Below are 19,670 nucleotides of genomic sequence, written 5' to 3' on the forward strand. Positions count from 1 at the left end.
AAAAGAGTCAAAATTACATTATGTAAAATGAAGCATCCTTGTGGGTCGTAGCCCACACAAGGCTGTTTTAAAAAAGAAAAATTTGCGCGTTTTCTATCCTGACCTATCCAAGCTAACAATATGCTGCGCGTTTGTCAGCGTTATCAGTTTGAGTCCCCTGCGAAGCAATTGGGCCCGAACCTTGTATCAAGAACCAGCTGACTGAGCCTCTCAATGGGCTACTCATCAGATCATACAACGGGTCACTCAATAAAAGGTGCCATGCCGCTGTTGCACTACGCTTCGCAGGTGGTCACCGGAAGTTTCTCGGTGTATGTGTATAAGCGTTCCCTTCACCCCTTCCGGTGACGACGGGAAGCCCTGACAAGGCTCAGTTTCCCTTTATCCTGGAAGGTGTCTCATGAAGTCACTCACCCTGTGTTTACTGCTGCTGTCCTTCTTTGCTTTTGCCGACGATCCGCCCTTTAGAGGCTGTGAGGCCATTGGCTGCGCTGGAAAACTTGAGCGTATCTACGTTGATCCTGAAGGCAACGTCCGGTTATTGCCGCCCGTATACAAGGAGTCCGACCCCAGCATGGTTAACTGCAACCTGAACGAAGACACCTACTTCGTCCTGCAGCGTGACCATCCTGGCTTTGAGGAGATCTATACCCTGTTGATCTTCGCCATGGACGATAACGAAGAGGTGTTTGTCCGTATCGAAACCGGTACCGACAACTGCCAGGTGCGCTACGCCGTGGTTTACGAATAGCCCTCTCCGCCCGGCCTCGGGCCGGGCATCCATATAATTAGATCAACTAATTGCCGTTAGTTGATCTAATGTCTTAGCTGACATATCATCTGCAACCTGTTGCTTTAGCTCTGTTTATTGATGTCCGTTGAGCTCACCCTGCCGACCCGTTCCCAGCTGCCGACCCAGTTCACCGCCCAGGTGGATAAAGCTGATCTGGATCGTCTCTCACAGTTTCACCGTGCCCGGTTCGCCGAGAAAACCTGGCAGGCGCGACAGTCGGATCTGCGTCAGTACCTTATCTGGTGCCAGGCCCACGGGGTTGAGCTTATGCACGCCACCGCTGCGGATGTCTGTTTGTGGCTCAGCCACTTGGCCAGTGATAACTGTCTTAATCGACTGCGTTATCAACCAACCAGCAACACCTCTGTGCTCTATGCTGGCAAGGCGTTGGCTCAACGCTCCATTCGACGCAGGCTGTCCAGCCTGAAATGGTTTTACGACCAGAAAGGCCAGGACAATCCCGTCCGCTCCGCCATGGTCGAACAGCAACTGGCGGGGATCGTCCGTACCCTGCCCTCCCAGGCTCGGCGGGCCCCGGGCCTGTTGGCACCGGATTTGGCCGAGTTGCTCGATGGCATCGAAGAGACCCAATTTGTCGATCTCAGGGATAAGCTGATCCTCTCCCTGGGCTTTGCCGGTGCACTGCGGGTCAGTGATCTGGCCAACCTGACGGTGGACTCAGTGCAGCTGCATCGACGCGGTCTGCTGCTTAAGTTCGAGCAGCGAAAACGCAAAAACCAGTTCTCCCAACTGGCACTGCTTGCCGGCAAAGACCCCCGCCGCTGCCCAAAGCGGCTATTTGAGGACTACCTCCAACGCCTACCCAATAGAAACGGGCCGCTTCTGGTGCGGGCAAACCGCAACGGCGCGCCGTTAACGACCGCGCTGCACCCCAGTTCCATCGCCAGAATCATCGAGAAACGCGGCGCAGCAGCCCTTTCAGATCTGCGCTTCACCGGCCACAGCCTGAGACGGGGCTTTATCGACTCTGCCCTGGGTAATGGCGCGCCACTGAGTGAGGTGATGAAGATATCCGGCCACCAGGACCCGAAAACCCTGATGCTCTACCTCAATGACATCGGCGATTTTGCTGATCATCCCGCCAATGGCCTCTACTAAGCTGCCTCAATGTTGGCGTACCTCAGTTCTTGCTATGGCGGCTCTTTAGATACACCCTGTGGTATGTAGGCAACATCGTTGTTGAGGCTATTACTAGTCGAGACCAACTGATACCTGGTTATTAACAGATAGCGGCAGAAGTCAGCCCATAGGATTTGACCGTCCAACTAGGCTTAAGGCAGTAAACCCAAGCGGTCGAGCCCTGCCACTAATGGGCCAGCCATACTGAGATGTCGTAAAACCTGTGGCACGACAGAGGCTTTATCTCCGTAGTACGGCACTGCTGCCCTACCCCATGTGGTATATTCACCCTTTTGAAATTTTTGGAGAAAGCCCCGTTGCAAGCTCTACGCCTTGAGGCTAAACAACTGATCCCTGACTTTAGCGCGGCCAATGCCCCGGTAGACACTGCGCCCATGGCGCCCTGGTTGCTGGGACAACAACGATGCCAGCAAGCCTGGCAATTGTTCCAACGCTGCCCGGGACAGCACCTGTTTCTCTCAAGCTTCAGCGGTTTTGATCCAGAATCCCTGCTGGAATCCCTGTACCAGGCCAATCCCCTTGTTGAAGCACCGGGCTACCTGGTGGCTGAACAGCTGGAGAGCCAGCAGCGCCTGAGCAAGGTACCGGCCGACCAATGGCAGGGGGAAAGTGACCAGCGCACCCTGCTGCTGGAGCTCGGTGGCATTCGTTTTGTTGATCAGCCCCTGTCACGCAAGACCTTATTGGGCACTATCGATAAGGAGGGGCACTACCACCCGGGCCTGTTGGCCAGCTGCGAGGTGCTGGTGATCCCAGCCGAAGGGCTGATGGACAAGCCATCTCGCTGGTTGCTGATCAAGGAAGCGATCAAGCGCGGCTACCTGGCGTTCAGCGGCAGCGCAGTGCGCATCCCGCTCACCTGCAAGCTGGTGGTGCTGGGAGACGCCCTGGCCTACGACGCGCTCAACGCCTTTGACCCCGAGTTTGCAGACCACGTACCGCTGTTGGCCGAGGCCCAGCCGGAGTGGTTCGTCGACAACAGTGAAGACCTGCCGCAGTGGCTCAGCTGTGCCTCTGCCACCGCACAGGCGTACGCCGAACGCAACCTGACCCCCTGTGGCCAAACACAGCTGGCCCAGTACGCCAGTCGCCTGTGTGAGCACCAGAACCGCCTCTCGCTGGCCTGGCACCAGTTGGGCCAACTGTTGGCGCAATGCGAGGGAGAGGAGGAGATCTCTGCCGCTCACATCAAGGCCGCACTGCAGGCCCAGAGTCATCGCCACAACAGCGTAGAGATCTACGCCCAACGTAACGTCGAGGAGGCCCTGGTTCGGGTAGATACCCAGGGTGACAAGATTGGTCAGATCAATGGCTTAACCGTGGTGGATTACTTCGGTCACAGCTATGGCGAGCCGGCCCGCATCACCGTTTCCGTGCACTACGGCGATGGTGAGGTCGCGGACATCGAGCGCAAATCGGAGCTGGGTGGCAACATCCACGCCAAGGGGATGATGATCCTCTCTGCCTGTCTTTACCGCCTGTTCGGTCAGGACGAGCCGCTGCACCTCAGCGCCAACATCGTGTTTGAGCAATCCTACCAGACCATTGATGGCGACAGTGCCTCCCTGGCCGAGTACTGCTGCCTGATGTCCACCATTGCCGACGTGCCGGTAAAACAATCGCTTGCGCTGACCGGCGCCATCGACCAGTTCGGCAATGTGCAGGCCATCGGCGGCATCAATGAGAAGATCGAGGGATTCTTTCACCTGTGCCGTTACCGCGGCCTGACCGGCGACCAGGGGGTGATCCTGCCCAGCGCCAACCTGCTGCAGCTGAACCTGTCTGACGAGGTGGTCGAGGCGGTCAACAAGGGGGAGTTCCATCTCTATCATGTTGATAATGCAGAAGATGCCTTGGCGCTGCTGACCGGCAAAGCGATCGGGGAAGCCGATAAAGAGGGGCGTTATCCGGAGGAGAGCCTGTACGGTTTGGTGCAGGACCGGCTGGATCTGATGGCCGGCAACACACCGCCACCGCCGGGCCTGCTGGTCCGACTTCTGTCAAAACTGCGCCGAGACAGCTGATCGGAGTTGTTTGGCGTACACCTGTTCGCTAACCTGTCGCCAACTCTTAAAGACAGGATGGATACCCTATGCAAGCGGCAGAACAGCTTACCGTACGTGCCAACAGTTTTGACAAAGAAGACCTGATCCGCAGTGGCCACGGTGCGCTGTTTCAACCCACCTCTCCGCGGTTGCCGAAGGACAACATGCTGATGCTGGATCGCATCACCCACATCAGCGAAACCGGCGGCAACTTCGGCAAGGGCGAACTGGTGGCCGAACTGGATATCGACCCGTCACTGTGGTTCTTCGACTGCCACTTCGAGTCCGATCCGGTGATGCCGGGCTGCCTGGGCCTGGACGCCATGTGGCAACTGGTGGGCTTCTTCCTGGCCTGGGAAGGCGCCGAAGGCAAAGGCCGTGCCCTGGGTGTGGGCGAGGTGAAGTTTACCGGCCAGATCCTGCCGACCAACAAGAAGGTGACCTACCACATCCATATTAAGCGGACGATCCATCGTAAGCTGATCATGGGTCTGGCGGATGCCACCATCTGTGTGGATGGTCGTGAGATCTATACCGCCACCGATCTTAAGGTGGGTGTATTCCAGGACACCTCCAGCTTCTAAGCACCGCCTTAAAAGCGGGCTGAAGCCAGAAAGCACAACGCCGCGTCGAGAGACGCGGCGTTTTTGTATCCTTTACTGAGAGAACAACGCCCTCACAAGGGAGGGCGACAGGGATTACTTGGTAAAGAGTCCGGTGGTCCGTCCGTCAATTGCTTCTCGCCAGCCACCCAGCCACTGCATCTTCGAGTCTACAGTTTGATAGGGGCAATTCTCTTTCGACTTGCCGGAGAGGCCGGCCTGGAAACCGCGGGAAAAGGCCCGCTCCAATTTGTCCCGTTTTTGTCGCTTCATTGGCATTCCATCCCTTTAGTAGTGATGTTGCTTTCTCTTTCAGGCACTGGGCCTAAATCAATATTTGCGTGTTTCCATTCTGAGATCAACCGATAGGCAGCACAAAAAAACGGCATTCAGGTTAAGTCTATGAGTAGCTTGGGTTACTTTTTTATGAAAAAAGGGGGCCGCTTGGGCCCCCTTTTATGCTAGGTCGCTGCTTGACTAAGCGTGCAATTTGCGACGGATCCAGGCCAGCGGCGCCAGGCCCAGCAACCAGGCCCAGCCGAAGCCAGCACCCTGACGCTCGTTGGGCGGCACGTTCAGGCCATCATCCAGCGGCAGCGGACACATCTCGGTGGCGCTGGTGGTCTTCAGCACCACAGAGCGCGGCACCTGGTCGGTGGAGGGATCGCCCCCGGCGGTCAGCTCAACCACCGGCTTGCCATTCTCCAGCACGATGCGGCTGGTTTGACCGATGACGTTGCCGTCCTCGTCGGTCACGTCCACCAGCTCGGTCTTCAGACGCGGCAGTTCCACCAGGGCGGTACCGACAATGGTGCCGTCCTCGGCGATGTGGTTGGCGTCCACCAGGATGATGTCGGCCTCATACTCCACCGGAGTAGAGAAGCTTTCGGTATCGCGCACAATGTACTTGGTGTAAACCGGCTCGTTGTTCTCATCCAGTGACTCTTCGTAGCCACGGGAGCGGCAGGTCAGCAGCTCGTTGAGGTTAACGAAATTGTCGTTAGGCTGGTCGTACAGGAAGGCACGAACACGACGCGGCAGGTTGCGTACCCGATCCACCTCGATGTTACCCACCACCAGGCCATTGTTGTTGATGGCCCGTGCACGGGAGGAGAGATCCGACTGGTCATCAAAGAAGTCGTTGGGCTCGAAGAAGGTCAGCTCCTCGCCCTCCTCGTTCAGATCCACCACGCCAAACTTGTAGCGGGTGTAGCCGGAGATAAAGCGCTGCACTACCCCGATGGCGATGCCGTTGTCGTTAACGTCATAGAGGATCGACTGCCCTACCCGCTCGGTATCGAGGAAGGTCGGGCCCACGTAGCGCACCTCGTCCTGCGGGGTCCAGAACATCGCCCACAGACCGCTGTTGATAAGGTCGTTGTCGTCGTTACGTACCCGGTTGCCGCGACCCACCACGTAGCCGGCGTTGTTCACCGCCAGGGCCTGGGTGGTGTAGATGTTGGAGTCGTCCTCATCCGGGGTGAATCCCAGCGGCAGAGCGCGGGACATGTCGGTGTTGACGGTCATCTCAGTGCCGGAGTCCAGCTCCCAACGGTAAGCGCGGCTTTGGTAGCTCAGCTGGGCGTTGTTCTGCAGGCTCTGAATACAGGTGTCCAGCGGCACCGGCTCCAGCTCGCTCTCCTCCTCGTCGTCTTCCGGCGGATCGAACTGGTCATAACAGCTCTGCAAACGCTCGATGGCGATCTCGGACAGCTCGGTGGTGGCGTAACCTACCACACTGCCGTTGTCGTTGACGCCGGAGGCCACACTGATGCCACCAATGGTGACCGGGTCCTGCACCGTGGATTCCTCATCCGGGCTGAAGCTGGTCAGCGACGGCGGCAGCAACACCACACCGTTGCCGGTGGGAGTAACGGTCTGAACGAAGCCGCGGTTTTCAAACTCACGGAAGAAGAAGAACTCGTCGTCGTCGTAGTTCTCGTCCTCGTCGATGTCGTCTTCGTCATCCGGGGTGGGATTAAAGTTGGGGTTGGCTTCCTGCTGCTGCAGTGCACTGGTGCTTCCGATCCGCACCAGGGAGCCGAAGAAGTTGTCGCTGGCGCCAAAGTAGAACGCATTGGTGCGCGGCACGTCATCGTCTTCCGGTTCCGGGTTCAACACCGGCGGCTTGTCTTCCAGCAGGCCCACGTACAGCGGCTCAAAGCCGTTGGCCACATCGTGCTCGAACAGGAAGTTGTTGCCGACGAACTCACGGCGGATGGAGTTGGCGGTAACACCACTCTCCGGCAGGATGGCGTCGACCACATCATCGATGATGTTGTCGTCGTCATCCCCTTCGCCGGCGGTGGCGTCGTTGATCCCCTTGGAGATGGCAATGGCGGTATCGCCACTGACCGCCGCACCGTAGCCGTTGCGGGTGTTCTCCAGGGTACCCCGGACCGAGAACATCTCGTCCAGGTTAACAATCTCGTAGGTCGGCCAGACCGTTTGTTCGGCGGCGACCGTGGTGGTGTAACCCATGCTCAGTGTGGCTGCAACGGCAACCGCAACACGACGAGCCGGGTAAGGCAATTGGCTCATACTTTCCCCTTAAGCCTGATCGGACATCGCTTCGAGTTCTTCCCAGCGTTCCAGATCCCGTTCCAATTCTTGTTCTTTGTCCGCCAGTTGAGCCAGAACGTCGCTGCTCTTCTGGGGATCCTGGTCGAAAAAGCCAGGTTCAGCGATGGCAGCCTGTAGGGCGTCTATCTCTGCTTCCAGCGCTTCCAGCTTGGCCGGTAACGCGTCCAGCTCCCGTTGAAGCTTGTAGGATAGCTTCTTCGGCTTGCTAACAGAAGGGGCAGTTGCCGCCTTCGGTTCGGCCACAGCGACGGTTTCCTCAGCGGTTTCCACCTCACGGTAGAACTGGGCTCCCAGGTTTACCGCATCCTGGTAGCCACCCACGTACTCGCTCCAGCCGCCCTGGCCGGTAAACCACCAGGTGGAGGTGACGGTATTGTCGATAAACTCCCGGTCGTGGGACACCAGCAACAAGGTACCTTCAAACTCCGCCAGTTTGGCTTCCAGCAGTTCGAGGGTTTCGACATCGAGATCGTTGGTGGGTTCATCCATAACCAAAAGATTTGCTGGCCTTAAGAACAACTTAGCCAACAAGAGTCGATTCTTTTCACCGCCGGACAGGGAGCTGACCGGGCTGCGCGCCCGGGCCGGTGAGAACAGGAAGTCCTGCAGGTAGCCCAGCACGTGGCGATCGCGGCCGGCTACCATCACGGTGTCCTTGCCGTCACCGACGTTGTCCTGCACGGTTTTGTCCGGGTCCAGGGCGATGCGGTGCTGATCAAAGTAGGCCACCTCCAGCTTGGTACCCAGTCGGACACTGCCCTCCTGCGCCTCCAGCTGACCGAGCAGCAACTTGATCAGGGTAGACTTGCCACAGCCGTTGGGGCCCACCAGGGCGATACGATCGCCGCGCATCAGCGATTTGGTCAGGCCCTTAACGATGCGCTGCTCGCCCCAGCTGTAGCTCAGGTTCTTCACCTCGCACACCAGCTTGCCGGAGCGTTCGGCCTGGTTCATCGACATGTTGGCGTTGCCCTGACGGGTGATACGCTCGGAGCGCTCACGACGCATCGCCTTGAGGGCGCGGACCCGCCCTTCGTTGCGGGTGCGGCGGGCTTTAATGCCCTGACGGATCCAGGTCTCCTCCTTGGCCAGCTTGCGGTCAAACTCCGCCGCCTGCTCCTCCTCGACCCGCAGCGCTTCCTCCTTGCTCACCAGGTACTGTGCGTAGTTGCCCGGGAAGGAGAGGATCTGGCCGCGGTCGAGGTCCACGATGCGGGTTGCCATCTTGCGGATGAAACCACGGTCGTGGCTGATAAAGATGATCGAGCCTTCGAAGCCCATTAGCAGGGTTTCCAGCCACTCGATGGCATCGATGTCCAGGTGGTTGGTGGGCTCATCCAGCAGCAGCACGTCCGGTGCCTGAACCAGGGCCCGGGCCAGCGCGGCGCGGCGCTGCCAGCCACCACTGAGCGCCGACATCATCTGCTCGCCATCCAGCTCCAGGTGACTCAGGGTTTGCTGGATGCGGGTCTCAAACTGCCAACCCTGGTGATGATCCATCGCCTCCTGGGCGCGGGCCATGCGGGCCAGGTGGCGTTCGCTAGGATCCTGCTCCACCTGCTTGGCGGCGTGCTCGTACTCTTCGATCACCTGCCCTACCTGGGCCAGACCCTGGGCAACGTAGTGGAACACGGTGCCATCCTGGCCCCGTGGCGGATCCTGCGGCAGGTAGGCGATCTTGGTGTCGCTGTTGATCCCCAGGTTGCCGTCGTCCAGCTCCTGCAGACCGGCCAGCACCTTCATCAGGCTGGATTTGCCGGCGCCGTTGCGGCCTACCAGACAGACCCGCTCGCGCGGCTCCAAAACGAAATCGGCGTTATCCAGCAAGGGGATGTGACCAAAGGCCAACTGCGCTTGCTGCAAACGGATCAGGCTCATACTGCGGCGTCCTCTAAAAACTGCTTGAGGCTGTCCAGGTCAAAGGGCCAGCCCAACTCGGCCCCGTCGGCGCGACGCACCACGGGGATCCGGATCCCATACTGTTCCACCCACTCCGGGCGGGTGACGATATCTTCCATCTTGACCGGCTGGCCTGCCTGGGCCAGTAGGTCGGCGGCCTGCTCACACAGGTGGCAGCCGTCGGTGTGAAACAGCACGACCTCAGACATGGCGCACCAGCCAGGCGTTGTGGATGTGCTTGTTGCGGGCAAAATCCGGCGAGCGGGTCTTGTCACTGATGTTGCTGGCCTCCAGCCCCAACTCGGCCATGCCATCCAGGTCCAGCTTAAAGTGGCGCTTGTTGTTGGAGAACAGGATGGTGCCGCCGGGGCGCAGCAGGCGCTTGAGCTGGGTCATCAGCCACAGGTGATCGCGCTGCACATCGAAGCTCTGCTCCATCTTCTTGGAGTTGGAGAAGGTGGGCGGGTCGATGAAGATCAGGTCGTACTGGTGTTCGCAGGACTCCAGCCAGGCCAGGCAATCTGCGCGTAAGAAGCGATGCTCCTTGCCACGCAGGCGGTTAACGGAAAAGTTGTCCTCGGCCCAGCGCAGGTAGGTCTTGGACATGTCCACCGTGGTGGTGGACTTGGCACCGCCCAGCGCCGCATGGACAGAAGCGGTACCGGTGTATGCAAACAGGTTGAGGAAGTCCGCCCCCTGGGCGTGCTCCTGCAGGTAGCGGCGGGCCAGGCGGTGATCGAGGAACAGGCCGGTGTCCAGGTAGTCGGTCAGGTTGACCAGGAAGGTGGCACCGTACTCGCGCACCTTGAGCTGGTTGCCCTGCTCGCCCATGCGCTGGTACTGGGCACTGCCCTTCTGCTGCTGGCGGGTCTTGAGCACGATCTTCTCCGGATCCACCTCCATCACCTGGGGCAGATGCAGCAGCACGTCAATCAGCCGCTGCTGAGCCTTTTGCGGTGCCACGGACTTGGGCGCAGCGTACTCCTGCACCACCACCCAATCCTGGTAGCGATCCACCGCTACGTTGTAGTCCGGCAGATCCGCATCGTAGACCCGATAGCACTGGATATCGTCGGCCTTGACCCACTTGGCCAGGCCCTTGAGGTTCTTTCGCAGACGGTTGGCGAAGTCTTCGCCGAACACCCGACCACTGCCGCCCTCGCCGATCTGGTAATTGGCCAGGATCACTTCCATGGCACCGTTATAAAGTTTGTACTGCTTATCGGCCTTCAGGCGCAGCGCCGACAACAGCATCGGTTCGCTGCACAGCATGCTGACCCGCCAGTTGGCCCATTGGGCCTTGAGCTGCTGGCCCATACCGGCGTAGAGGTGCAGCAGCGACGGCAGCTGACCCAGACGCTCACCGTAGGGCGGGTTACAGACTAGGAATCCGGCCATGGCCGGCGGCGCTGGCATCTCGGTGGCATCGCCGCCCTCGAACTGGATCAGGTGATCGACACCGGCCTGGAAGGCGTTGTCCTTGGCCAACGCCAGCACCCGGCGGTTGATGTCACGGCCGATAAAGCGGGTTTTGCAGCGCTCCAGGCCACGACGGGAGCGCACCTGCGCTTCGGTCAGGATCGACTGCCAAAGCTCGGCCTGATGGCCGGCCCAGGCATCAAAGCCCCAGCGCTTACGCTGCAATAGCGGTGCGGTGTCACTGGCGATCAGCGCCGCTTCGATCAGCAGGGTGCCGGAGCCGCAGAAGGGATCAATCAGGGGTAGATCGGTGTGCTGGGTCCAACCGGAGCGGATCAAGACCGCCGCAGCCAGGTTTTCCCGCAGCGGCGCACGGCCGGTGTCTAGGCGGTAGCCGCGCTGGTGCATGGCGGCGCCACTGAGGTTGATACCCACCAGCAAGGTGTCGGCGCGCAGGGCACAATCGATGCGGATATCGGGGCGTTGTTTGTCCACCGAGGGGCGCTGGCCGCTCTCCTCCACAAAGGCATCAACGATGGCGTCTTTCACCTTAAGGGCGCCGAACTGGCTGTTACGGATCTCGCGGTTACCGCCGTGAAAGTCCACCACGAAGGCAGACTGGGAGCTGAACACGGCGGGCCAGTACAGCCCCTTCACGCCGTCGTACATCTGCTCTGCCGTCTTGGCCTGAACCTGGCCCAGCACCCGAACCACGCGACTGGCCAGGCGACTCCACAGGCAGATCCGATAGGCGGTTTCCAGCTCCGCCTCAAAGTGAACCACAGCCTGGCCTTCCCGTACCTCGGAGGCCCCCAGGGCGTTCAGTTCATCCACCAACAGGTATTCCAGCCCCTTGGGGACGGCCGCGTAATAGCGCTTCATGATAATTCGCTCGATTGACTGGCAAACCCCCATTATACCGGGTTTTTGCCAGCCATATTCCCCTGTTGGGAAAATCCAGCGACTTTGCTCAGGCTTTAACCACCGCTGCCCGTTTTCACCTGTTGCGGCGGCAGATCATGCCAGGCCTCACCCCGCTTGGCCCGGTCAAAGCCCTCGTCAAACAGCACCCGCATATAATCGGGATCGAACACCTCATCCTTTTCCACCTCGCTACCAACCCCATCGGGGATCCAGCTGGCGTGAACGCCAAGGCCATCCCGTTGCGCCAGGTAGGCGATGCGATAGAGATCGCCGATCCCCTGGGTACGGATCAGGCTGTCGATGGTTTTGCCGGCGATGGCGCCGATCTTGGGGTCCACCGGCTTGTAGCTCGGTGACAGGTGGGCATTTCGGATCAGGAAAAGCTGGGGCTGACCGACTACGCCGAGGCGCCGCTCCAGCGCACGCCAATCCACCTGCGACGGATAGAAGAACAGCTGCGCGGTGGCCCCGCCGTCCACGTGCATCTCGTCAAAGCGCTGGTCGTCGCCTGCGGTGACCGGCACATAGACCGGTGGAAACAGTCCCGGCAGCGAGGCTGAAGCCAGGAACAGCTGACGGATAAGCTGGGGTGCTTGCGGGTGTTCGGTCGCGGCGATGCGGGTGATATTCCACATCACAGGTCGTGCTGCGTCCAGGTTGGTGGTGCCAATCAGCAGGGTGCGGCCCTGGTAGTAAGCCTCAGCCAGGGCCTGGATCATCTCATCGTCCAGGTAGGATTCAATCAGCGCAGCCAGCGGCGTGGAATCGGCCAGCGCATCGCTGCCCAGCATCGAAAACAGCCCTTTTTGCCGGAAGATGTCGTCGCTGCCCATGGTGGTATAGAGCTCTTTCAGAGCCGGGTTGTACGCCTCCCCTAAAAAAGCAAAGGGGGCAATCAGGGCACCGGTGCTGATCCCCGTCACCATGGTGAAACGGGGCCGGTCGCCGCGGGCACTCCAGCCCAGCAACAAGCCGGCACCATAGGCACCGTTGTCGCCACCACCAGAGAGGATCAGGTAGTTGTGTGACTGGTTGCGGATCCCCTCCAGCCGCTGCTCCGCCTCGGCCTTGGCCATCAGTTGCTCCCAGTTATCCTGCTCAAGCTGATCCGCCCAGTGGCGCAGGTCGTCCCGGCCTAGAACCTGGGCTTCAGTCTGGTACTGCGGCGGCAACGGGGTGCGGGACACGGCGTTGCACCCCACAAGAATCCACACCAGCGCCAAACTCAGCCATCGCACCATCGTCCCTGTCTCCTTGGTAGCCCTGGCATTGAGTGTAATCAGCCCTGCCCACTTCGCCACTGTGGCTATTGATATCAGCTCACCAGTGGCATCGTGACTTAGGGTGACAGGATGAGCATTTAGCCGGCTCGAATATTAAGCCAGGTGAAATAACGCTTCGTAGATAATTACCCGGATGCGGTCGAAAGATATTAAGCGGGCTTGATCTATTCCGGCTCAGCCAACTTTATTCCATCAAATAATCGATCCTTTTTAGCCCGAAAGGATCGAAAACGAAAAAAAGGATCCCGAAGGGATCCTTTTTGTGATCTTGATAAGCTATTGATTAGATTATCTAGTTAGCAGCTTATGCGGCGACAACCCGGGCTTGCGATCGTTTTGCGATCGGAATAAGACGATCGTTCATCACCTTGATCAGATCAAATTGATCCATGGATCGCTTGTTCGACAAGCTGCAATCGGGGCCGAGCAGCATCAGCAGGCTGGACTGATCGCCCGCTTCCACCACCACGAAGCTCTGTCGCTGAGTGTCGGTGCACAACTCCACCACGGTGCCACTGCGGCCGTAGGCGATGCGGTCACTGGATTTGAAGTGCCAAGACTTTGGCATCATCGGCAGAGCGAAGAAGTGAGCGGCGGTCAGGTTAAGGGCAATCTGCACTAGCGCCGCCTCGCTGACCGACAGGTAACGACTCAGTTCCTGCAGTACCGATTGGTAGTAATCGGCGTGGCTGGCGGTAAATCCCTGGCCATCGAGGCTGTCCGGCGTCAGTTGTTTTGGCCCATAGGGTGTGACAAACACCAGCTCCTGCCCCAAGGCAATGGCCAGCTTTTGCTCTTCCTGATGATAAAACCAATTCCAACTTTGTTCTGGCATTAAGCACATAACAGCGTCCCCTTCCCTGATGCCGTTAATGCTAGAACAAATATCGGACAATTTGCAATTAAATTAGTCAATTATTTGACGAGAGAAGAATAAAAGCCAAAAACAAAAAAGGGCCAATTTGGCCCTTTTTATGATCCCTTACCCGAGACGATCTTATTTGCGTTTAATAAACTCTTCGGTGATCGACTTGATCAATTCCGGACCGTTATAGATAAAGCCGGTGTAGATCTGCACCATCTTGGCGCCCACCTCGATCTTCTCCATGGCGTCGGCACCGGAGTCGATACCGCCGCAGCCCAGGATCGGGATGCGGGTGTCCAGGTGCTGATGCAGCTTCTTGATCACCTCGGTGGCGCGCTCACGCAGCGGCACACCGGACAGGCCACCGGCCTCACCGTGCTCAGGCAGGTGCTCTACCCCTTCGCGGCTCAGGGTGGTGTTGGTGGCGATCACGCCATCGAAGTTGTGGCGCAGCAGCGCATCACAGACCGATTTGATCTCTTCGTCGCTCAGATCCGGTGCCACCTTCAGGGCCACCGGTACGTACTTGCCGTGCTTCTCCGCCAGCTCCGCCTGCTTGGCCTTGAGTGAGCCGAGCAGATCGTCCAGCATCTCACCGTACTGCAGGGTCCGCAGACCCGGGGTGTTGGGAGAGGAGATGTTCACCGCAATGTAGCCAGACACCTCGTACACCTTCTCCATGCAGATCAGGTAGTCGTTCTTGCCCTCTTCCAGCGGGGTGTCCTTGTTCTTACCGATGTTGACACCGATAACGCAATCACCCGGGTTGGCGGCCTTGATGTTGGCTACCAGGTTGTCCACGCCCTTGTTGTTAAAGCCCATGCGGTTGATAATGGCGCGCGCCGGCTTAAGGCGGAAGGCACGGGGCTTGTCGTTGCCCGGCTGCGGACGCGGGGTCACGGTACCGACCTCAACGTGGCCAAAGCCCATCTCGGCAAAGCCGTTGATCGCTTCGCCGTCCTTATCCATACCTGCCGCCAGACCCACCGGGTTGGGGAAGGTCACGCCCATGAACTCTACCGGTGCGTGCGGCACCTTCTGGCGGTAGAAACAGGACAGCGGGGTGTGGCTGGTGGCACGGATCCCGGTCATGGCGATGGCGTGGGCCACCTCGGGGTTGGTTTGGAACAGTACTTTCTGGGCAAGGCGGTAAAACATCATCTCTCCTGTTCTAAAAAAAGCCTCGGTGGGGACCGAGGCTTCGCACGCTTTCGACGTTGGCGCTGAGGTTACGACTCGGTGGCCGTGTCACAACGCATGATCAGCAGGTTCAGCTCCCGCAGGGCCACAGAGAACTTGGCGAACTCGTGACTCTTGGAGGTGCGGAACTCCGCCATCATGTGCAACCAACGATCCAAGGTGGCTTCGTTCTCGTTGACCCATTGTTCGATAATGGAATCGGCATCGCATTCACTCTGGCAGTTGCGCAAGACTACCATGGTCAGCCGGCGCTGCAACCAGTCCAGCTCCTCACGGAAGGCCGCTCGTGCCATCGCCTGCCAGTGGTTGGAGACCACCTGGCGGTTGATCTGGTCGAGGAACCAGTGCAACTCGATGCGGGCCCCAAGCCGGAAGTAGGTCTGTGCCACCAGCGGTACGCCGTGATCCTGGCTCTCGGCGATCTCTGCCACATCCAGCGCAGAGAACAGGGTGCTCAGGCGGGCAATGTGCTGGGCCAGGGAATCCGGGACCCCCTGCTCCTGCCACTGCTGAGCATCAGCACCAAGCTGTTGGTTCTCCTCGGCGGAGAGCAACTGTTCGAACTGGCTCTGCAGCTGCGCCAGAACCGGGGCAAAGCCCTCCACCAGGCTGGCGATCTCCAGCTGGCCGCTGCGATGGCGCAGGAACCAACGGGTCGCCCGACGCACGGTGCGCTGCAGCTCGTACAGCATCTCGTACTGACACTGGCTACTGACCTTGCCGTCCAGGGCAATGATTTCAGACTTAACTGATTCCAAACCGAAAATTTGGGCGGCGGTAGTGTAACCGATGGCAACCTCAGAGACTGAGGCACCGGTCTCATCCCGCATACGCTGGATAAAGTTGAGTCCCATGTCGTTGATGATGCCGTTGGCCAGATCGGTGGCGATGATCTCGCCCCGCAGCGGGTGTTGCGGCATCCAGTCGCTGAACCGCTCCTGCAGACGTTGGGGGAAGTAGCCCACCAGGCTCTGGGCAAAGAAGGGATTGTCGGTGATGGCCGGATCCAGCAGCTGCTCCTTGAGCACCATCTTGGCGTAGGCCACCAGTACCGACAGCTCCGGACGGGTCAGACCCTGGCCGGCGGCCATCCGCTCGGACATCTCATCGTCGCTGGGCAGGAACTCCAGCGGACGATCCAGCTTGCCCTCTTTCTCCAGGTGGTGGATAAAGCGGATCTGCTCCTTGAGCTGATCGCCATTGCGGGTCTCGGTGACGGAGATGGAGAGAGTCTGGTTACGGCAGTCCTCCAGCACAATCTCGGTCACCTCGTCGGTCATCTCCACCAGCAGGGCGTTGCGCTGCTTGATGGTCAGCTCGCCCTCCGCCACCAGGCGGTTGAGCAGGATCTTGATGTTGACCTCGTTGTCAGAGCAATCCACCCCGCCGACGTTGTCGACGAAGTCGGTATTGATGCGACCGCCGGTCTGGGCGTATTCGATGCGACCGAGCTGGGTCAGACCCAGGTTACCGCCCTCGCCCACCACCTTGGCCTTGAGCTCAGCACCGTCGATGCGCACCGCGTCGTTGGCACGGTCGCCCACATCCACATGGGTCTCCGACTCGCCCTTGACGTAGGTGCCGATGCCGCCGTTCCACAGCAGGTCGACCTCCATCTTCAGCAGTGCGTTGATCAGCTCGTTGGGGGTCATCTGGGTCCGCTTGGTGCCCAGCATGCTCTTCATCTGGCTGGTCAGCTTGATCGACTTGGCGCTGCGCAGGAACACGCCGCCCCCTTCGGAGATCAGGCTGGTGTCGTAATCTTCCCAGCTGGAGCGTGGCAGCTGGAACAGGCGCTCCCGCTCCACATAGCTGCTGGCCGCATCCGGGTTGGGATCGATGAAGATGTGCATGTGGTTAAACGCCGCCTGCAGGCAGATATGACGACTGAGCAGCATGCCATTACCAAACACGTCGCCGCCCATGTCCCCCACCGCCAGCACGGTGAAGTCGGTGGTCTGGCAATCGACGCCGAGTTCACGGAAGTGGCGCTTGACCGATTCCCAGGCACCGCGGGCGGTGATCCCCATCTTCTTATGGTCATAGCCGTACTGACCACCGGAGGCAAAGGCATCGCCGAGCCAGAAGTCGTACTCCTCGGAGATGGCGTTGGCGATGTCGGAGAAGGTGGCGGTGCCCTTGTCCGCCGCCACCACCAGGTAGGGATCCGGCTCATCCAGGCAGGTGACGCCCTGGGGCGGGGTTACCTCTCCCTGGACGATGTTGTCGGTCAGATCCAGCAGGCCGCGGATAAAGGTGCGGTAGCACTCCTGCCCTTCCGCCAGCATCCCTTCGCGGTCCGCCGGCAGTTGTTTACAGACAAAGCCACCCTTGGCGCCACTGGGCACGATCACCGTGTTTTTCACCTGCTGGGCTTTAACCAGGCCCAGCACCTCGGTACGGAAATCCTCCCGACGATCGGACCAGCGCAGGCCACCCCGGGCCACCTTGCCACCGCGCAGGTGAACGCCCTCCACCCGCGCGGAATAAACGAAGATCTCGTTCTTCGGCACCGGCTTGGGAAACTCGGGGATCAGCTCAGGCTCGAACTTAAAGGAGAGGTAGGGCTTGGGTGCCCCCTGTGCGTCCATCTGGTAGAAGTTGGTCCGCAGGGTGGCGAAGATCAGCTCCAGGTAGCGACGGATAATACGGTCGTCATCCAGGTTGGCCACCTCATCGAGCAGGGTGATCACCTTGTCCTGGATCTTGTCGGCGCTCTTACGGCTCTTTGGTCCAAAGCGCAGTCGGAACGCCTCCATCAGCAGCTGGGTGATCTCCGGGTAGCGGTCCAGGGTATCGGCGATGTACTGCTCGGAGAAGGTGGTGCCGATCTGGCGCATGTACTTGGCGTAGGCGCGCAGTACCGTGACCTCCAGCCCGGTCAGGCCGGCGGACAGCACCAGGTGGTTGAAGGCATCGTCTTCGAACTGGCCGCGCCAGGTGGTGGCCAGGGCCTCCTCAAAGCGCTTCTGGTAGGCGGAGATCGGCTCGTCGCTCTGACCGCTCAGGGTCATAACGAAATCGAGGATCCAGAACTCCACCCCATCGGCGGAGACCAGCTTATAGGGGCGTTCACCGATCACCCGCAGGCCGAAGTTTTCCAGCATCGGTAGGATGTCGGACAGCGGGATCGGCTCATGCTTGTGGTAGAGCTTGAGATTGACCTGGTTGGGGTGGCCCAGCTCCTGGGGCTGGTAGAACTGCATCCCCAGGCTGTGGCTGTCATCCAGCGCCAGCATCTGGTCGATATCTTCCAGCGCGGAGTTGGGCAGCACGTCCTCTTTGTAGCTGCGCGGGAAGGCTTCAACAAAGCGACGGTACAGCGCCTTGCCACGGGCCTCGCCGTGACACTCCAGCAGCGCCGCATCCAGTTTGTCTTCCCAGGTTTTTGCCAGTTCCACCAGGTTGGTTTCCAGCTCGGTGCGATCGATCTCCATCTCGTTGTCTTCAACCTTGACCAGATAGTGGGTCCGAGCCAGGGTGGACTCAGAGAAATAGGTGGTGAACTCCACCGGATCCTTGGTTTGGAAATAGTCCGCCAGCAACGCTTGGGTGCGTACCCGCAGGTGGGTGTTGTAGCGGTCTTTGGTGGTGTAAACCAGGGCGGAGACGAAGCGGCCAAACAGGTCGCGACGCAGGAACAGCTTGACCCGGTCCCGGTCCTGCATGTGCAGGATCCCCATGGTGGCGTCGTGCAGCTGCTTCTCGGTGGCTTGCACCAGTTCATCCCGGGGGAAGGTCTCAAGGATGTGCAGCAGTGCCTTGTGATCATGGCTGCGCGGCGGCAAGCCGCTGAGCTCCATCACCCGCTGCAGCTTCTGACGGATGCGGGGGATCTGGCTGGGGCTCTGGTTATACATGGTGGAGGCGTACAGGCCAATAAAGCGGTGCTCGCCCACCACCTGGCCCTGGTCATTGAATCGCTTCACACCGATATAGTCGATGTAGGCGGGCCGGTGTACCCGGCTCTTGGCATTGGTCTTGGTCAGGATCAGGTAATCCGGACCCAGCGCGTGTTTGCGCGCCGCTTCCGGCAGCTGCGACAGCAGCATACGTTGGTGCTGGCTGGGACGAATGGCCAGGGTGCCCAGGCTGGTTTCCGCCACCGGCTCCAGCGCCATGTCGCCCTCCACCTTCTCCAGGTTGTAGTAGCGGTAACCCAGGAAGGTGAAATGGTGATCGGAGATAAAATTCAGAAACGCCAGGCTTTCCTCGCGATCGGCGTCATGGCCGACCTTGGGCCCCTGCTCCACCTCTTTGATCACCGTGGCCAGCTGCTTCTGCATGGTGCGCCAATCCTTGACCGAGGCACGCACGTCCTCCAGTACCGAGCCCAGCTCCTTGGAGAGAGCCTTGCGGCGCACTTCACGCTCCTGGTTGTCGATCTCCACCAGGAATACCGACAGACGCTCGTCGTCAGGCTCGGCGTCCATCACCGCCCGCACCTCGATGATCTTGCCGGACTCATCCCGGGCGATCGCCACCGGGGTGTGGATCATCAGATGGCTCTCAATGCCGTAGCGGTTCAGTGCCATGGAGACCGAGGTCACCAGGAATGGGATATCCGGTTGCACCATCTCGATGATGGTATGGGGGGAGGACCAACCGTGGGTGCTCTGGGCCGGGTTGAACACCTTGTTGATGCTCTGGTTGGCCGAGGTGTTCTGCATGCTGTGCCAAAGGCTCAGGGTGGCGCCGTAAAGTTCGGCATCCTTGCGTTGGTTCAGCTCCTCTTTCGAGAGCGTGCCGAGAAAGATACGGGCAAAACGCTCCAGCAAGGGTGCTTCCTGCTCTGAGTTCTTCTTGTGGATCAAGGCCACAACGTTTTCAAGCAGGACTGAGGGGGTGGATTGTGCTGTCGCCATAGGGGGAATTCCTTCGCACGGGCTTATTCAT

At 59.6% G+C, this 19,670-nt stretch carries 13 protein-coding genes; 4 read left to right on the plus strand and 9 right to left on the minus strand.

Annotated features, from left to right (window positions below; genetic code table 11):
- The first annotated feature begins 400 nt into the window (after positions 1–400).
- The 4 genes from BUC04_RS02055 to fabA all read left to right on the plus strand — a co-directional run bounded on the left by BUC04_RS02055 (position 401) and on the right by fabA (position 4,583).
- Positions 401–751: a hypothetical protein gene (locus tag BUC04_RS02055; RefSeq protein WP_067654659.1), complete on the plus strand. Its 351-nt coding sequence runs from the start codon at positions 401–403 to the stop codon at positions 749–751.
- 120 nt (positions 752–871) lie between these two features.
- On the plus strand, positions 872–1,912 hold the full coding sequence (locus tag BUC04_RS02060) for a tyrosine-type recombinase/integrase (protein WP_067654662.1): 1,041 nt from the start codon (positions 872–874) through the stop codon (positions 1,910–1,912).
- Between the two features lie 338 nt (positions 1,913–2,250).
- Entirely contained in the window at positions 2,251–3,978 is a 1,728-nt protein-coding gene (locus BUC04_RS02065) for a S16 family serine protease (RefSeq protein ID WP_067654665.1), read from the plus strand.
- Positions 3,979–4,046: 68 nt separating this feature from the next.
- Positions 4,047–4,583: a bifunctional 3-hydroxydecanoyl-ACP dehydratase/trans-2-decenoyl-ACP isomerase gene (gene fabA / locus BUC04_RS02070; protein ID WP_067654668.1), complete on the plus strand. Its 537-nt coding sequence runs from the start codon at positions 4,047–4,049 to the stop codon at positions 4,581–4,583.
- Positions 4,584–4,697: 114 nt separating this feature from the next.
- Here fabA and rmf read toward each other — a convergent pair whose 3' ends face one another.
- The 9 genes from rmf to BUC04_RS02115 form a co-directional block, all read right to left on the minus strand.
- Complete coding sequence (gene rmf / locus BUC04_RS02075; protein ID WP_067654671.1) at positions 4,698–4,874, minus strand: ribosome modulation factor; 177 nt, start codon at positions 4,872–4,874, stop codon at positions 4,698–4,700.
- Positions 4,875–5,078: 204 nt separating this feature from the next.
- Positions 5,079–7,142 (minus strand): DUF3466 family protein, encoded by a 2,064-nt coding sequence (locus BUC04_RS02080; RefSeq protein WP_067654674.1) that lies wholly within the window; start codon positions 7,140–7,142, stop codon positions 5,079–5,081.
- Positions 7,143–7,151: 9 nt separating this feature from the next.
- Positions 7,152–9,062 (minus strand): ATP-binding cassette ATPase Uup, encoded by a 1,911-nt coding sequence (gene uup, locus BUC04_RS02085; RefSeq protein ID WP_067654677.1) that lies wholly within the window; start codon positions 9,060–9,062, stop codon positions 7,152–7,154.
- Complete coding sequence (locus BUC04_RS02090) at positions 9,059–9,292, minus strand: glutaredoxin family protein (protein WP_067654680.1); 234 nt, start codon at positions 9,290–9,292, stop codon at positions 9,059–9,061. Before BUC04_RS02090 ends, uup begins: the two co-directional genes overlap by 4 nt.
- Entirely contained in the window at positions 9,285–11,384 is a 2,100-nt protein-coding gene (gene rlmKL / locus BUC04_RS02095) for a bifunctional 23S rRNA (guanine(2069)-N(7))-methyltransferase RlmK/23S rRNA (guanine(2445)-N(2))-methyltransferase RlmL (RefSeq protein ID WP_067654683.1), read from the minus strand. Before rlmKL ends, BUC04_RS02090 begins: the two co-directional genes overlap by 8 nt.
- Before the next feature lie 95 nt (positions 11,385–11,479).
- Complete coding sequence (locus BUC04_RS02100) at positions 11,480–12,667, minus strand: patatin-like phospholipase family protein (RefSeq protein ID WP_067654686.1); 1,188 nt, start codon at positions 12,665–12,667, stop codon at positions 11,480–11,482.
- A 346-nt stretch (positions 12,668–13,013) separates the two neighbouring features.
- A complete protein-coding gene (locus BUC04_RS02105) occupies positions 13,014–13,544 on the minus strand; it encodes a cell division protein ZapC domain-containing protein (RefSeq protein ID WP_067654689.1) in 531 nt (176 codons plus the stop codon).
- A gap of 162 nt (positions 13,545–13,706) precedes the next feature.
- Positions 13,707–14,732 carry a quinone-dependent dihydroorotate dehydrogenase gene (gene pyrD / locus BUC04_RS02110; protein WP_067654692.1) on the minus strand — a complete coding sequence of 342 codons (1,026 nt, stop codon included), beginning with the start codon at positions 14,730–14,732 and terminating at the stop codon, positions 13,707–13,709.
- A gap of 71 nt (positions 14,733–14,803) precedes the next feature.
- Positions 14,804–19,639, minus strand: coding sequence for an NAD-glutamate dehydrogenase (locus BUC04_RS02115; RefSeq protein ID WP_067654694.1), 4,836 nt, complete (start codon positions 19,637–19,639; stop codon positions 14,804–14,806).
- Between the last annotated feature and the right edge of the window lie 31 nt (positions 19,640–19,670).

Origin of the sequence: Ferrimonas marina (genome assembly GCF_900129905.1) — a bacterium.
GTDB classification, from domain to species: Bacteria; Pseudomonadota; Gammaproteobacteria; order Enterobacterales; family Shewanellaceae; genus Ferrimonas; species Ferrimonas marina.

Bases quoted from the DNA above. Each gene is read 5' to 3' on its own strand.
- rmf (WP_067654671.1), bottom strand. From the start codon at position 4,874: ATGAAGCGACAAAAACGGGACAAATTGGAGCGGGCCTTTTCCCGCGGT.
- BUC04_RS02080 (WP_067654674.1), bottom strand. From the start codon at position 7,142: ATGAGCCAATTGCCTTACCCGGCTCGTCGTGTTGCGGTTGCCGTTGCA.
- rlmKL (WP_067654683.1), bottom strand. From the start codon at position 11,384: ATGAAGCGCTATTACGCGGCCGTCCCCAAGGGGCTGGAATACCTGTTG.
- BUC04_RS02090 (WP_067654680.1), bottom strand. From the start codon at position 9,292: ATGTCTGAGGTCGTGCTGTTTCACACCGACGGCTGCCACCTGTGTGAG.
- fabA (WP_067654668.1), top strand. From the start codon at position 4,047: ATGCAAGCGGCAGAACAGCTTACCGTACGTGCCAACAGTTTTGACAAA.
- BUC04_RS02115 (WP_067654694.1), bottom strand. From the start codon at position 19,639: ATGGCGACAGCACAATCCACCCCCTCAGTCCTGCTTGAAAACGTTGTG.
- uup (WP_067654677.1), bottom strand. From the start codon at position 9,062: ATGAGCCTGATCCGTTTGCAGCAAGCGCAGTTGGCCTTTGGTCACATC.
- BUC04_RS02060 (WP_067654662.1), top strand. From the start codon at position 872: ATGTCCGTTGAGCTCACCCTGCCGACCCGTTCCCAGCTGCCGACCCAG.
- BUC04_RS02105 (WP_067654689.1), bottom strand. From the start codon at position 13,544: ATGCCAGAACAAAGTTGGAATTGGTTTTATCATCAGGAAGAGCAAAAG.
- pyrD (WP_067654692.1), bottom strand. From the start codon at position 14,732: ATGTTTTACCGCCTTGCCCAGAAAGTACTGTTCCAAACCAACCCCGAG.
- BUC04_RS02100 (WP_067654686.1), bottom strand. From the start codon at position 12,667: ATGGTGCGATGGCTGAGTTTGGCGCTGGTGTGGATTCTTGTGGGGTGC.
- BUC04_RS02055 (WP_067654659.1), top strand. From the start codon at position 401: ATGAAGTCACTCACCCTGTGTTTACTGCTGCTGTCCTTCTTTGCTTTT.